13 protein-coding genes and 1 pseudogene are annotated in these 14,969 nt (G+C 60.4%); 8 read left to right on the top strand and 6 right to left on the bottom strand.

From position 1 onward, the window contains the following. Window positions 1-18 precede the first annotated feature (18 nt). The 4 genes and pseudogenes from DUT91_RS21675 to DUT91_RS21690 form a co-directional block, all read right to left on the bottom strand. Window positions 19-127 (bottom strand): annotated as a pseudogene (locus DUT91_RS21675) (DUF3363 domain-containing protein); the annotation flags it as partial. 232 nt (window positions 128-359) lie between these two features. Continuing rightward, entirely contained in the window at window positions 360-1,193 is an 834-nt protein-coding gene (locus DUT91_RS21680; protein WP_114442564.1) for a TIGR01459 family HAD-type hydrolase, read from the bottom strand. Further along, window positions 1,190-2,458 (bottom strand): FGGY-family carbohydrate kinase, encoded by a 1,269-nt coding sequence (locus tag DUT91_RS21685; RefSeq protein ID WP_342634471.1) that lies wholly within the window; start codon window positions 2,456-2,458, stop codon window positions 1,190-1,192. Before DUT91_RS21685 ends, DUT91_RS21680 begins: the two co-directional genes overlap by 4 nt. A gap of 4 nt (window positions 2,459-2,462) precedes the next feature. Next, window positions 2,463-3,536 (bottom strand): class II aldolase/adducin family protein, encoded by a 1,074-nt coding sequence (locus tag DUT91_RS21690; protein WP_114442565.1) that lies wholly within the window; start codon window positions 3,534-3,536, stop codon window positions 2,463-2,465. A gap of 205 nt (window positions 3,537-3,741) precedes the next feature. On the opposite strand from DUT91_RS21690, the gene DUT91_RS21695 reads away from it, so the two are divergent. From DUT91_RS21695 to DUT91_RS21720, 6 genes are all read left to right on the top strand, one after another. Then, entirely contained in the window at window positions 3,742-4,536 is a 795-nt protein-coding gene (locus DUT91_RS21695) for a DeoR/GlpR family DNA-binding transcription regulator (protein ID WP_114442566.1), read from the top strand. After that, window positions 4,533-5,936, top strand: a complete 1,404-nt coding sequence (locus DUT91_RS21700; protein ID WP_245419874.1) for an FGGY-family carbohydrate kinase — start codon at window positions 4,533-4,535, stop codon at window positions 5,934-5,936. The genes DUT91_RS21695 and DUT91_RS21700 overlap by 4 nt, the downstream gene beginning before the upstream one ends. After that, window positions 5,933-7,492, top strand: a complete 1,560-nt coding sequence (locus tag DUT91_RS21705) for a sugar ABC transporter ATP-binding protein (protein WP_114442567.1) — start codon at window positions 5,933-5,935, stop codon at window positions 7,490-7,492. Before DUT91_RS21700 ends, DUT91_RS21705 begins: the two co-directional genes overlap by 4 nt. Before the next feature lie 10 nt (window positions 7,493-7,502). After that, a complete protein-coding gene (locus DUT91_RS21710; protein ID WP_114442568.1) occupies window positions 7,503-8,486 on the top strand; it encodes an ABC transporter permease subunit in 984 nt (327 codons plus the stop codon). A gap of 63 nt (window positions 8,487-8,549) precedes the next feature. Continuing rightward, window positions 8,550-9,488 carry an ABC transporter substrate-binding protein gene (locus DUT91_RS21715; protein ID WP_114442569.1) on the top strand — a complete coding sequence of 313 codons (939 nt, stop codon included), beginning with the start codon at window positions 8,550-8,552 and terminating at the stop codon, window positions 9,486-9,488. A gap of 75 nt (window positions 9,489-9,563) precedes the next feature. Continuing rightward, window positions 9,564-10,457, top strand: coding sequence for a sugar phosphate isomerase/epimerase family protein (locus DUT91_RS21720; RefSeq protein WP_114442570.1), 894 nt, complete (start codon window positions 9,564-9,566; stop codon window positions 10,455-10,457). Between the two features lie 230 nt (window positions 10,458-10,687). Here the strand turns inward: DUT91_RS21720 and DUT91_RS21725 are convergent, their stop codons facing one another. Further along, entirely contained in the window at window positions 10,688-11,719 is a 1,032-nt protein-coding gene (locus DUT91_RS21725) for a hypothetical protein (RefSeq protein WP_114442571.1), read from the bottom strand. A 692-nt stretch (window positions 11,720-12,411) separates the two neighbouring features. Between DUT91_RS21725 and DUT91_RS21730 the strand changes: the two genes are divergently transcribed. Next, the gene (locus tag DUT91_RS21730; RefSeq protein WP_114442572.1) at window positions 12,412-13,629 is read left to right on the top strand and encodes an MFS transporter; all 1,218 of its coding nucleotides are present in this window, start codon (window positions 12,412-12,414) and stop codon (window positions 13,627-13,629) included. A 65-nt stretch (window positions 13,630-13,694) separates the two neighbouring features. Further along, window positions 13,695-14,444, top strand: coding sequence for a DUF899 family protein (locus DUT91_RS21735; RefSeq protein ID WP_114442573.1), 750 nt, complete (start codon window positions 13,695-13,697; stop codon window positions 14,442-14,444). Between the two features lie 269 nt (window positions 14,445-14,713). On the opposite strand, the gene DUT91_RS21740 is transcribed toward DUT91_RS21735, so the two are convergent. Further along, window positions 14,714-14,953, bottom strand: a complete 240-nt coding sequence (locus DUT91_RS21740; RefSeq protein WP_114442574.1) for a hypothetical protein — start codon at window positions 14,951-14,953, stop codon at window positions 14,714-14,716. Between the last annotated feature and the right edge of the window lie 16 nt (window positions 14,954-14,969).

Here is a 14,969-nt window from a genome sequence, read left to right on the forward strand (position 1 = left end):
ACTCTTTCTGGCACGACACCGCTCGTTTCCTCGCTGTCTGCCGAACTGCCAACACCGATCCACCTGGCATAATGCCGCTCACCTCACGACCGAGCCGGCGATCGATGACGGGCCGCCACGAAACCAGTGCGACGTGGTCCGCTCGGTAATGGCGAACTTGCAGCTTGCGTAGCATGGCGAGGGGATCACGCCAGTAGAACCAATTCGCGTCTTCCGCGCCGATCAGGGGCTTTGGCTTTTTGGAGCCGGGACCGTCAACGATCGGAATGATCTGCTTGCGCGGCAATAGCGGGCACCAGATCAGTTTGCGACAAGCCCCTTTCGTCTGCCGCGCTCAGAACGCGCGGCCGTGTGTCCGACTATCGGAAGGCAGCCATCATGAATGTCGGGCGTCGATCCTTTGTCAGCATTCCCCCAAGCTCTTCTGCGGAAAACTGCGCCAGGATGCCGGTTCGGACAAGGACCGAATCCAGGCCTGAACGGCTTGCCCCCAGGACGTCGTGATCGATGCTGTCGCCGATGCAAACCACGTTGACGCGCGCCGGATTGCCGCTGAGCTGCAGGGCCTGTTCGTAGATATCGCCGAAGGGTTTGCCGAACCAGCGCACAGGGCCGCCGAGCCGTTCGTAAAGCTGTGCAATGCTGCCGGCGCCCGCCGCGATCGTGCCGCCTGCGAGCTTGTGGATGTCCGGGTTTGTGCAGATCGCCGGGATCCTGCGCTCCGCTGCCGGCCGTAGCATCTCAGCATAGAACTCCATTGGAACGGTTTCGGCCTCGCCGCCGGAGATGACGACCAGATCGGCCTTGGCCGCGTCTTCCACGGTTCGCATTCCCAGCCGCTCTGCGAGATTGCGATCGTCACCACTGGAGATCGTCAGGCAGTTCGAGCCTGGAGGCACGGGCGGACCCTGGCGCGAAAGCACCGCATAGGCGGCATCTCCGGATGTGACGAAATGGTCGAAACTGTCGCGGACAAAGCCGATCCGGGAAAGCCTTTTGGCGTTGTAATCGCCGCTGCGTCCCGAGTTGGAGAGTATGACGACCGCCTTACCCATCGCCTTCAGGCGGCGCAAGGCCTCGATTGCACCGCGATACGCGCCCTCGTCATCGCGCAGAACGCCGAATTGGTCGATGAAAAACACGTCGTAACGGGCGATCAGGTCGAGAAGTGTGGTGGTCGGTATATCGATCATGCCGCTCTCCGCGCCAGGACCAGCGAGGCGGCGCCGACGGCTGCCTCCATCGATCGTGCCGATGGACAATCGACACCGAGTGCGGACTGTCGCATCAACGACCAGACCGGATTGCGGGCGCCGCCGCCAACCGTCCTCACGGTTTTCAGTTTGGGTGCGCCAAGTGCGTGCAGTCGTTTGTAACCGAGCATTTCGATGGCCGTCATGCCTTCGAGGATCGCCTGAAAGAACACGGCGTCGTCGTCGGGCCTGGGGAACAGTCGCGGCGGATAGGCGGGGTCGTTGATGGGAAACCGTTCACCAGGTTTCAGCAACGGATAATAATCGAGATTGGTGGGGCAGTCGGGGCGCATTCGCGCCGTCAGGTCTTCCAGCCTGTGGTCGCCTATGAGCGTGCGGATCACCGCGCCACCCGTGTTGGAGGAGCCGCCGACCAGCCAGAAGCCGAGCACGCGGTGGGCGTAGATCCCGTATTCGCTGGCGTTGATCGGATGTTCGCAAGCCAGTTTCAGCACCAGCGTTGAGCCGAGCGCCGTCACCGCGTCCCCGACGGACCCAGCGCCGGTGGCAAGAAAGGAGGCGCAGCCATCCGTAGTGCCGGCATGGATGCGGCAGCTTTCCGGCAAGCCAAAGGCTCGGCCCGTGGTGCCGACCACTCCGATCGGCTCCCCGGCTCGGTGCACGGCAGGCAATCGCTCGATCGGCATTCCGGCTTCGCGAATCCACTCCGGCCAGCGCTCGGAGGTCAGGTCATATCCGGTCTTCAGGGCGTTGTTCTCGTCGGAGACCGCCTCGGTCACGCCAAGCTGCATGGCGATCCAGTCCGCCTGATGCAGGAGCTTCGCGTCGGGCGAGCGTTTCAATAGATGGATGGCGCGCGCCAAGCCGGAATTGGCGCCACGGGCAGGACTTTCGGCAGGCGCGACGGCTGCGATCCGTTCGACGATCGCGGCGTCGGGGCAGGGATCGTTGTACATCAACACGCCGCCAAGCGGCCGTCCCTGGCCATCCACGGAAAGGACCGTGCCGGATGTGCCGTCCACGGCCAGTCCCTCGACGTTAGCCAGCGATGTGCACTGGCTCAGTGCTGTCAGGCATTCCTCGACCCGGTTCCGCCATGCGGCCGGACTTTTCATTTCCGCCGGGTCGGTGAAGTGCACTGCCGCAAAACCGACCACCTCGCCCGTCTGCGACAGCGCCGCGGCGCGGGCGCCGGACGTGCCGAGATCGATGCCGACCGCTATCGCCCGCTCAGATTGCATCATGGGATCAACGCTCCGCCGACTTGCGGTCCAGCGCCTGCCGGTATTGCTCCGCTTCCCAGTGGATAAGCTCATATTCGCCCGCCTCGGTAATGTAGGCGATGCGGGCATCGGCGGGCACGCGCGTCACAACGTCAGCGAGGCATCGTGCCATCACCGCGCCGCCCGGCGTCAGGGTTTCTGAAAGCAGCACGCCCTTGCCGGGAACGATCAGCATCTTTGGCAGGGGTTCGTTGCGCTGCGCGTAGTCTCCCAGGACATCCGCGATGCTCTGGCCATCGGGCACGATCCCGATTTTCGTGCCGAGGAAAATCACATGGTCCGGGTAGAGCGAGCCGCCGGTGGCGACCTTCAGGGAAGCCGGATCGAGCGCTGTCCGGTGGCTGACCGGATCGCTTGCCGGCCTGAAACCGCTGTCTTTGGAAAGATCCACCAGGAAATCGGTGTCGGGTAAGGACGATTGCCGCGGTTGAATCGCCAAGACAGCCGTCACGCGTTCGATGCGGTCGGCGACCTCTTCGGTGGTCATGCCGCAGACGATGACACCGTGATTGTAGAGCACCAGCACGTCCGGCTGCCGATCCGCCATCCTCTCGATCTCACGCGCCAGCGGCACGCCGGGTCGGCGATAGGGAATGGTGGCGAAGGTTAGATCCGGCAATGTCGCCATCCGCTCGTTGAGCCGCGTATCGCGATCCTCGAGCACAGCGTGGGCGATGGTGTTGACGCAATGATAATGCGCGACCACCGGAGCTCTCAACGCGGCGTGAAAGCTGGTCTCGATCGATGGACGCAGGCCGCTTGTATTGAGATCGGCGATTACGAAATCGGTGGCTGTCTCAGCGCGGGGGTCGCCCTGGCGCAAGGCTGCAACCAGCGGGGCGACCTCGACCGGCACCATGATGTCCCGGGCTCTGGCCTCTGAAAGCCACATGCCCGATGCCTTCACCCACATCACGCCGTCCTGCTTCAAAGAGGTGTTTCCGCCCGCGCCCTGGGTTTTGAGGATATCGCCCCCGATTTTACGCGAAAGGTCCAGAAAGCGCGCAAAGACCTCTGGTCGAGAGATTTCGCTTGGCATGTTTTCCCTCCTATAATCTTCCGTGCAGGCGCGTATCCGATGACGTTAAATGTTGCGGCGCATGATGGAAGTCACGCGTCGAGGGTAGTGATATGATTGCACTGCGTCAACAATGATGTTTTTACGTCATTCGGGTTGTCATAGGCAAAATAATATGATTGTATTCGATCATCAATGAATGAGGATCATTGAAGGGAGCCCATGCTTGAGTGACGCGGATCGCCACCGGATCATCACGGATCTGCTGAAGGAGCGGCCGTTTGCATCGGTGCGTGACCTGCAGGAGCGCCTTGGTGTGTCAGCGGCGACGATCCGGCGCGATATCGACAAGCTCGACGAGATCGGCAAGGCGCGGAAGGTCTATGGCGGCATTTCCGCCAGCGATGGCGCCAGCAGCAACCGCATCGCTGCCCGTTCCTATGATGAGAACCGCGATATTGCGGTCGAGGCCAAGCGAGCTATCGCCGAGAAAGCGGCAGGCCTCGTCCGCGATGGTGACTCCATCATCGTGCATGCCGGATCGACCTGCTATCAGCTGGGCTTGGCGCTGGCGCGCCGCAATGTGCGAATCTACACCAATTCGATGCCGCTGGCCGCTTATCTCGGCGAGCACGGCACATGCCATCTGACGATCGCCGGCGGCGAGCTGTATCGTGAGCCACGCATCATCCATGACCCGACAGCGGGCCCGCCCCATTTTTTCGCCTCGCGCTTCTTCGTCGGCACGCAGGGCATTGGCAGCGAAGGCCTGCTTGAATCGCACCCGCTCCTGACCAAGGCGATCAACGAGCTGGCGACTTGCGCCGATGAGATTGTGCTTCTGGCCGACAGCCGCAAACTTTCCATCCAGCCCCGCAACCTCGTTATGGCGTTGTCGCGCATCAGCACGATCGTCATCGACGACGGTCTGACCGATGCCGATGCGAAGATGTTGGAGGATGCCGGCGTCACCATCCTGATCGCCCATGCGGGCACATCCGGCAATGGAGGCGCAAATTGACCGCCACCGTTTTGCCAACCATCGCCGTGTTCGATCTCGGCAAGACGAACTCCAAGCTCTTCGTCTTCGCCGCCAATGGCAGTATTCTTGCGGAAAGGCGCACCCGCCCGGTCTGGCGGGAGGAGGGGGGCTTGCGTGTTCTGGATGACCGGCAGCTTCTCGCCTGGATGCAGGCGCAGCTCGAAGACGCCGTGGAGCATCACGGGGTGACCGGCGTGATGTTTTCTTGCCATGGCTGCACGTTCGCACTGCTTCGTGACGGCGAGCTGGCCGCGCCCATTCTCGACTACGAACAGGAGCCGCCGACCGACGTCGCGGCGCGGATCGACGCTCTCATGCCCGATTTCTCAGAGACCTTTTCGCCCAACCTGCCGCTCGGCTTCAATTACGGCCGGCATATCTTGTGGCTCGAAGACCGCGATCCTGTGCTGGTCAGCGAGGCGGATACCATTCTCGCCTATCCGCAGTTCTGGTCCTGGCGCCTGTCGGGCAAGGCCGTCTCGGAAGTCTCCTATCTCGGCTGCCACTCGCACCTATGGGCGCCGTTGCGCGACGATTACAGCAGCCTCGTTGATCGAAGAGGATGGCGAAGCAGGTTGCCGGACATGGCGCGCGCCGGTGCGGTTGTCGGCACCTGGCGGACGAGCCGCGGCACCCAGATTGCCGTTCACAACGGCGTCCATGACAGCAATTCGGCTCTTTATTACTATCGCTCCGTCGGTCTTTCGGATTTCACGCTGGTGTCGACCGGCACATGGGTGATCATCTTCAATCCCGACTGCCCGCTCGAGGTTCTCGACCGGGAGCGCGACATGCTCGCCAACGTGACGGTCGATCATCAGCCGGCAGCCACGATCCGCTTCATGGGCGGGCGTGAATATGAGGTCGCAAGCGGGGGCTGGACGAAGCCTGTGCCAATGGAAGCGATCGTCTCGGTCATCGCCAAGGGCATCTTTGCGCTGCCATCCTTTGCCGCCGGCGGCCCGATGTCCGGCGCGGACGGAACCTTCGTCGGGCCCGTGCCGACGGCCGTGGAGCGGGCGGCGGCCGCCCTTCTCTACGTCACGCTGATGACCAGGCTGTCACTCGACCTGATCCGCTCTGAAAACGATATCGTCATCGACGGAGGGCTCGTGAAGACCGGCCTTTACGCCGAATTGTTGGCAGCGCTTTCGCCCGGCCAGACAGTACTGACCAGCGCTAATGCGGAGGGCAGCGCCTTCGGCGCAGCCGCGCTCGCCTTCGAACAGATGGGGTCGAAGCGGTTTTCCAGCGAATGCCGGGTAGCCGAGCCGGTGATCATCGGTGGTCTTGAGGCCTATCGCGACACTTGGGCGGCCCTGTCGCAAAGCCGGCGCGCCGACCCGTCTCGCCGTTTCTATCGGGAGGCAGGGGCATGATGGCCGAGCAGGCGGCGCGCGCAACCGGTACGCCGGTCCTCGAGATGCGCAACATTTCCAAGTCTTTCGGGACGATACGCGCCCTCTCCAACGTGTCGCTCACCGTGCGTACCGGTGAAGTGCATGCGCTGATGGGTGAAAACGGCGCCGGAAAATCGACGCTGATGAAGGTGCTGTCCGGCGCTTACACGGCCGACCCAGGCGGCGAAGTGCTGATTGACGGAAAGTCTGTCGTCACCGGCGATCCGATCAAGGCCAAGGCGAACGGCATAGCCGTCATCTATCAGGAGCTTTCGCTTGCACCGAATCTGACCGTCGGGCAGAATATGTTCCTAGGCAATGAGCCGTCGCGCTTCGGCGTCCTCGATCGCTCCGCCACCCGCAAGCAGGCCGAACCGATTCTCAAGCGCCTCGGTCTGAATTTCGACGCCGACCAGATGGTCTCGAACCTGTCGCTCGGCGAGCGGCAGATGGTGGAGATCGCCCGCGCGCTCACCACCAAAGCCCGCATCATCGTCATGGACGAGCCCACCACCTCGCTGACCACCCGCGAGACCGATCGCCTGTTCGAGGTGATCGCCAGCCTCAAGGGCCAGGGCATTGCAATCATCTATATCAGCCATCGGATGGAAGAGGTCTACCAGCTCGCCGACCGCGTGAGCGTGTTGCGCGACAGCGGCTATGTCGGCACGCTGGAGCGTTCCGAGGTCTCGGCGCCGAAACTCGTCTCCATGATGGTCGGACGCGATCTCTCATCCTTCTACAAAAAAGAGCATCACGCGCCTGCCGGTGCGCAAAGGACGGTTCTTTCGGTTCGCGGCATCGGTGATGGCCAGCGGGTGCATGACTGCTCCTTCGACGTTCATGCCGGCGAGGTGCTCGGGATTGCAGGCCTGGTCGGGTCCGGGCGGACCGAACTCGCACGGCTGATCTTCGGCGCCGACGCCAAGACGACGGGCAGCGTGGTGCTGGACGGCCGCGAGCTTTCGATCACCAGCCCGCGCCAGGCCATGGATGCCGGCATCGTCTATCTGACCGAGGACCGCAAGGCGCTCGGCCTGTTCCTCGACATGTCGATTAGCGAGAACATCAATGTCGCCGTCATCGGTTCCGACGCCCGGTCCGGCGGCATTCTGGATTTCGGCAAGGCCCGCAGGCGCGCCGACAAGGCGGTCCTGGACCTGTCTATCCGCACCAGGAGCACCGGCATCAATGTCGGAGCCCTGTCGGGAGGCAATCAGCAGAAGGCGCTGATTGCCCGGCTTCTCGAAACGCGGCCAAGGGTCATCATCCTCGATGAACCGACGCGCGGCGTCGATGTAGGCGCGAAATCGGAAATCTACCGGATCATCGACGAACTGGCGCGCGAAGGTATCGCCATCATCGTCATTTCCAGCGACCTGCCGGAGATCATCGGCATCGCCGACCGGGCGCTGGTGATGCGGGAGGGACGGATCGCCGGCGAGGTAAAGGCTGCGCCCGGCACACCGATCGCCCAGGAGGCGATCATGACGCTGTCTACCGGCGCCGTCGGATGCAGCGCACAAGAGGCATGAGGGCGGGACCATGACAGCGATCCAGACTGAAAACAAAGCCATGGACAAGGTAAAACTGCGTTCGACGCTGACGGCGCTCGGAATGCTGCCTGTGCTGGTGATCCTGGCGCTCGGCTTTCATTTCCTCAGCGGTCGGTTCTTGTCCGTCAACAACCTGTCCATCGTCATGCAGCAAGCATCGATCAACACGGTTCTGGCAGCCGGCATGACCTTCGTCATCCTCACGGGGGGCATCGACCTGTCGGTAGGGTCCATCCTCGCGGCCTCCGCCATGGTCGGCGTCATCGTTTCGCTCTATCCCGAAATTGGCATGCTCGGCGTTCCGGCGGCGATTGGTGTCGGGCTGCTGTGCGGCATGGCCAACGGCGTCATCATCGCCTACCTGAAACTGCCGCCGTTCATCGTCACCCTGGGGTCGCTGACCGCCATTCGCGGCATTGCCCGCCTGCTCGGCGGCGATACCACAGTCTTCAACCCCGACCTGCCGTTCGATTTTATCGGCAACGGCACTCTTTTCGGTATTCCATGGCTGGCGATCATCGCCCTCGTGACCATCCTCGTGTCATGGTTCATCCTCAAGCGCACCGTCCTTGGCACCTGGATCTATGCGGTCGGCGGCAATCTAGAGGCGGCGCGGCTGACCGGCATCAAGGTGCCGCTGGTGCTACTGTTCGTCTATGCCATGTCCGGACTGCTTTCGGGCCTCGGCGGCGCCATGTCGGCCGCCCGTCTCTATGCCGCCAACGGCCTGCAGCTCGGCCAGGCCTATGAACTCGATGCCATCGCGGCCGTCATTCTCGGCGGCACCAGCTTCGTCGGCGGCGTCGGCTCGATCTGGGGAACGCTGATCGGGGCGCTGATCATCGCCGTGCTCTCGAACGGACTGATCCTCGTCGGCGTCTCGGACATCTGGCAGTACATCATCAAGGGCCTTGTCATCATCGTCGCTGTCGGTCTCGACCGCTACCGGCTCAAGGGACTGAGCCGCACCTGAGTTTGAAGAAGATCCGGGATTTCCGGCAACAAGGCGCGGGGAGCGCCTCACAAGGAGGAAGACATGCGTATCGTTACTAAGTTTCTGGTAGGAACGGCACTCGCCGCCGTGCTCGCCATGCCTGCCGCGGCCAAGGATCTCAACAAGATCGGCATTTCGGTCGGACTGCTCGGCAACCCGTTCTTCGTCGCCACCATCAAGGGCATCGAGGACGCCGCCAAGAAGATCAATCCGAACGTCCAGGTCACGTCCGTTTCGGCCGACTACGACCTGAATAAGCAGGTCTCGCAGATCGACAGCTTCATCGCCGCAGGCGTCGACATCATCATGCTCAACGCGGTCGACGCCAAGGCGCTCGCCCCCGCCGTGAAGAAGGCGACCGCCGCAGGCGTGGTCGTTGCGGCCTTCGACGTTTCGGCGCCTGGCGCCGACGTGACGGTCATGACCAACAATGTCAAGGCCGGCGAAGAGGCCTGCAAATACCTGGTCGACAAGCTCGGCGGCAAGGGTGACGTGGTGATTATCAACGGCCCTGCGTCGTCCTCGATCCTCGATCGCGTCAAGGGCTGCAAGGACGTGTTTGCCAAGTCGCCGGACATCAAGATTCTGTCCGACGACCAGAACGGCCAGGGCTCGCGCGAAGGCGGTCTCGCGGTCATGCAGGGTCTGCTCACCCGCTTCTCGAAGATCGACGGAGTCTTTGCGATCAACGATCCGACTGCCATCGGTGCCGATCTGGCGGCAAAGCAGCTGAACCGCAGCGAGTTCATCATCACCGCGGTCGATGGCGCGCCTGACATCGAGAAGTCCCTGGCCGGAGGCAACTCGCTGATCAAGGCGTCGGCCTCGCAGGATCCCTATACCATGGCGGGCCAGGCTCTGCAGCTCGGCGTCGAGGTGCTGAACGGCGAGAAGCCGGCCCAGCCGGTCGTGCTGCTCGACCCGCAGCTCATTACGGCCGACAACCTCAAGGACTACAAGGGCTGGACAGCCGCCCGCTGATCTCCCCGATGCCGGCCCTGGTCAGGTCCTGGCCGCGGGGCCGGCATTCCCGCAATCTGTGAATTGGTAACTGCAATGTCCAAAATTGGTGTTCATTCCTATGTCTGGAGTGCCGGCTCGTCGAAGGACGAGATCGAAAAGGCGCTGGCCAATACGCATGATCTGGGTTTCGATCTGATCGAGTTTTCCTATCTCGACCCGGCTCAGGTGGACGTAGATTGGCTGGCTGCGCGGCTTAAGACCCTGAACCTCGACGTGGCGATCAGCATGGGCCTTCCGCTGGAAGGTGATATTTCCAGCAGGGATCCGGCAGTCGTTGCCCATGGCGTGGAGATCCTCAGGAACGCGGTCGCGTTGACCCGGGACCTCGGTGGGACCAAGCTTGCCGGAATTCTGAGTTCTGCTCACGGCAAGCAGGAGACGCTGCCGTCGAGACACGCGTGGGACACCAGCGTTTCGGCGTTTGCCAAGGTGGCCGAGACAGCGAAATCGGCGGGAGTGACGCTCAATCTTGAGATCGTCAACCGCTTTGAAAGCAACATGCTGAACACGGCGGCGCAGGGGATGGCCTATATCGCCGATGTCGGTGTCTCGAACGTCTTCCTGCACCTCGACACATTCCATATGAATATCGAGGAAGCCGATATAGGCATGGCAATCCGCCATGCTTCCGATAAAATCGGATATATTCATCTCGGCGAAAGCCACCGCGGCTATCTCGGAACCGGTAACATCGATTTCGCCGCAATCTTCGACGCGTTGGTGGAGATCGGTTGGCAAGATTACGTCACCTTCGAATCGTTCTCCTCTGCCATAGTCGATCGCGACCTTTCACTGAAGACAGGCATCTGGCGCGATTTGTGGACCGATAATGTTGCGCTGGCGCGCCATGCACGAGCTTTCATAACGGTAGGGATGGAGACCGCACGTCTCAAATCTGCGCTGACCAAGAAGGCGCATTTGCCCTAACGGATCGACTGGTCACGGCCTCTGGGTGCAGCGGCGCACCATTCCATGTTCATCGATCGTTACGGCCGGTTTTCTCGGTAGCTCTTGGCCAACCGAGCTTGCGACGTTAGTCCAACGCCCTCTTCTCTTTTTCATATTGAAATCTATTGATGCACAGGAAGAACCTCCACCTATTGGTGGATGCCATGCCTTGTTCCTCGGGCGCGGATGCCCGAGGGCGGGGCTGACATTTAGGCCGTTTGCCTGATGTGGTTGAATTGCCCATCATTGGTTATAGTTAGCCGGCTCATGTCCATCTGTATAACCCCGTCAATGGCAATAAGCCCCTTGGCCACCATGGCATTCGCACCTTCTAACGCGGTTGGATCGTCAATCATGAACTCGCCGCCGTTAATTCCGCCTTGCGCTACGATCTCAAAAATTCCTTTTGGATAGCTATTGTCGATAAAATCGAACGGTACCTTGCTTCCCTGGCCGGAAAACTGCATTTTGGCGGAGCCCGAGGCGAGGATGAATTGCGAGTTTCCCGTAATCGCGATGGGACCGAATCCAAGCGTGCAGTTCGCCGAGTCGCCTATTGTAATCTGTGTATCACTCAACTTCAGAACCGGCCCGGCCAAAATACCGGATGACTGCTCGGAAAGGCTTATCTGTGTCGCATTGAGACTCATTTCGCCCTGGTCACCTGGAATGCCCACATACCATTGTAAGGCAAGATTTTTCGAAGAAGTCACCTCAACGTTCGCGTTCCTTACATCAAGGGTGACAGAAGAGTTGACCAACATGCTGGCCTTATCCGACAAAATGATTCGTGTTGAGCTACTTGGGGTAGTCGATAGGCCGAAAAATTCGCAAGCTGTGAAAGCGACCATTCCTTCATCTTCGACGATCATATTCAAATAGCCGGCTGAGTTGACCTCGAGCCCTTTGCCTGATCCCATCCCTCCCATAATCAGTGCTCGGGCATCGTTCCGCACGTGAAAGTTTAATTCAGAATCAGGTAGGAGCGTGAGGAATAATTCTGTCGAGCTGGCCCGCGCATCATAAACAAAGGTTCCCTGAGCGATATCGAATCCCGCGGGTGAAGTTCCGTTGCTCCAAGCGGTCTCATTATCACCCGAAGGGGTTATTTGCAGCCCGAGCGTCCGCGAAGGTGCGTTCATGATGAATGTCTTGCCTGCTTTCTTATCGAACGACTTGCCTGACCCGACCAAGGTTAGATTTGCGTCTGCTTCGTAAGTTTGATCAGCATTGGATTCCAATGAAAATCTGTTTTACTCATAATTATTACCCATTCAAATGACTTAATTTCACTGCGGGATCAGTATAGCAGAGCTTATATCGCCGTCTATGATTTGACCCATGAATTGTTAACTGACGCCAAATCATCTATCCTTTTCAGCCTCCTTAAAAATTTCGGCTTGGCGGGTAATCTTGACTGCCGGAATGAATTTTTGCGCTTCAGATGCTGGTGAGCGGAGCGACCGCATCATGTCCACTACAAATGTCATTGAACCCACAGCGGTTCACCATCGCGCTGCGCTGCCCATCCGAGGCGGCCTCATACGGTTAGGGCGCGCCGGGTTTTCCTGCCGACATTGCATGCACATTATTCTTGGAGGAACGGGCAAGTTGGTTCCGCAACCGCCCGCGCGCTGCTGGACGCTGGCCAGGATGTTATGATCGTCCGCGCGTCCCGGATCACGGCGCTGATCTAAGGGAGGCGGGTGCCCGGATTGCAGTAGCCGATATCCGCGACGGCGATGCACTGCAGGGTATATTTCGCGCCGGAAAACGCGCCTTCCTGCTGAACCCGCCATGATCATTTCGGTCTTTTGGGGCCGGGAAGTATTTTGCCGCTCATCAAAATCCCGTCACAGTTGTAACTCTCACCGTTCGTTTTTTGGGGCCTAATCTATTTCACGACCATTATTGCTCATCATAGGAGGATAACATGTCTGAATCCGGATCCCAGAACAGTACCTGGTCGAGATCGACTTGGCTGTCCGTCGTCTCCCTTACCTTCGGGAGCTTTGCTCTGATCAGCAGCGAATTGCCACCCATGGCAGTACTCACTCCAATGGCCGCGGATTTTGGTGTTACGGAAGGCGCCGCCGGTCAGGCGGTGACCCTCACCGCTCTTTTTGCCGGCATCGCAGCGCCGACAGTGGCCCTGATCATCGGCCGCCTGGACCGCAAGCTGATAAATCTCGTCCTCTGCGTCCTTGTGATCGTGTCCAACATCGCAGTCGCCTTCACATCCGACTATTTCGTACTGCTGGCCGCCCGCATGCTCCTGGGCATCGCCATTGGCGGGTTCTTCGCGCTGGCCGGGGCCACCGTCGTCCGGCTCGTCACTATGGAGGACATGGGCAAGGGCATGTCGATCGTGTTCATGGGGCTCTCTGCGGGGCTCGTCGTCGCTCCAGCGCTTAGCACCCTGATCGGGGAAGCTTTAGGCTGGCGAGCGGCATTCATAGCCGCTGCCGGGTCCGGCTTGCTAGCGCTGCTTTTGCAGGCCATCTGTCTGCCGAGCGTGCCGGCGTCAAGTGCAACAAGCCTTTCGAGCCTGGTGGGCTTGCTAAGACGGCAACAGGTGCGGGTCGGATTGGCGGTTGGACTGCTGTTCTTCGGAGGAGAAGTATGTGGCTTCACCTTTATGCGCCCCTATCTGGAAACCAACGGGCGGCTCGATGCAACCGCCATCGCTCCTGTTCTGTTAATGCTCGGTCTCGCCAGCTTGTTAGGAAGCGCAATCGCCGGCGTGTTCGCCGATCGCGTGCTGCGCGAGGGCTTCGGTGCCACATTCTTGGTCCTGGGGATCGCCACGATAGGGCTGTTGACCCTGAGCAACAGCTATGTTGCGGTTCTCGCCTTCGCCGCTGCGTGGGGTATGGCCATAGGTGCCGGGCCGGTGATGACCCAGACGTGGATGGGTCGCGCTGCGCCTGATCAGCTTGAGGGTGTGGGTGGGCTTTTTCTGGCCGTTATCCAGTTCGGCGTCACTCTGGGGGCCATCGCCGGTGGTATCGCTGTCGACATCTTTGGGACAAGCGCTCCACTCTATGTGACCGCTACTTGTGCTATTCTTGCGGCAATCCTGATTGCAACGCAACGGGCTCCCGATGTGATTTCGCAGACGTCTGCTTCGGCATTGGCCCCCGCCGAATGAGCATAGGTGCGGCGGATCCACTTCCGCACCCTTTCACTTCCATCCAAAATTAGAAGGAGAGGATCATGCCCTATAACAAAGGAGATTATGCAGCCCCTGAAGTCGTCGATCGCGCCAGATTCCAAGCAGCATTGGACGCATTGCGCGTTCGCGAGAAGTCCCACACAAGAGAAGGTGACGCCATTGCAGCCTTCCGTCGGCGGCTCCCCATGGTCGAGGTGGATGGTACCACACCGCTTGTTGGCGAACGTGGCGCGACGACACTATTGGATGCCTTCGGCCCCCGCCGGATGCTCATTGCCTATTACTACATGTGGTACGACGGTCGGCCCGCGCCGGAGCAATGCGAGGGCTGCACCTTCTTCACTGCTCAGGTTCGCGAGCTTTCCCATATCCATTCGCGCGACGCTACTTACGCCACCTTCTGCCAGGGCTCATATGACGAGAGCGTCCGCTATCGCGACTTCATGGGCTGGGAAATGCCATGGTATTCAGTACCAGAGGCATCGCTCGAGACGCTCCTCGCCGGGCGTGGGCCACGCATAATGTATCTTATCGCCTACCTCCGGCAGGGGTCGGACGTCTTCGAGACCTACTGGACGACCCGTCGCGGCGTCGAGGCGATGGACAACAGTTACCGCCTACTCGACCTGACCGTCTATGGGCGGCAGGAGGATTGGGAAGACTCGCCCGCCGGATGGCCACAGCACTGGGGCAATGCCAACCATCCGTTTCGTCGCTATGGCCGGCCCATCTCTCAATGGCCTCGCTTGGAGGCGGGCCATTCCGACAAGTTGGGAAACGGTAGGCGCTGAACAACGCCTACCGTTTCCCCGACCCTCCGCCAAGGGCGTCTCGCTTGATACGGGCCTCGGGAACGTCGCCGACGGCAACAGGATCACAGGAAATCGGGATGAAGGTTCTCAGGCTGGCGACTGACCGGAACAGACCCGTCTGTGCCAACACTGGAGGACGCACTCGCGCCAACGGGGCGCTGTCGAAACGTGCGGTGGTTCTGTTCAATTTTCTGGGGTGAGCCGGACAAGATGATAAGATACAGCAAGGATTCGCGTCCGAGCCTGCGTCACGGTTCAGGTGTAGCGTCTCCGTTTCTCGCCAGTACCAGCCTGACGATCTGGCTCAGATTCAGGAGGATGAAGAACACGTTCCACGCCACCGCGTTCAGCATCGGAACCGGTTGGCTGTAGAAGTAGACGGCAAGGCAGCATGCCGCCGCCGTGGTGAGAAATCTTAGGCGCAACATGTCCATCGTGAAATAGGCGGTCACGTAGAGGATGTTCGCCGCGTTGATGAGGATTTCCATTGTGCGTACTCGCTAA

Origin of the sequence: Paramesorhizobium salinisoli (assembly GCF_003335045.1) — a bacterium.
GTDB classification, from domain to species: Bacteria; Pseudomonadota; Alphaproteobacteria; order Rhizobiales; family Rhizobiaceae; genus Paramesorhizobium; species Paramesorhizobium salinisoli.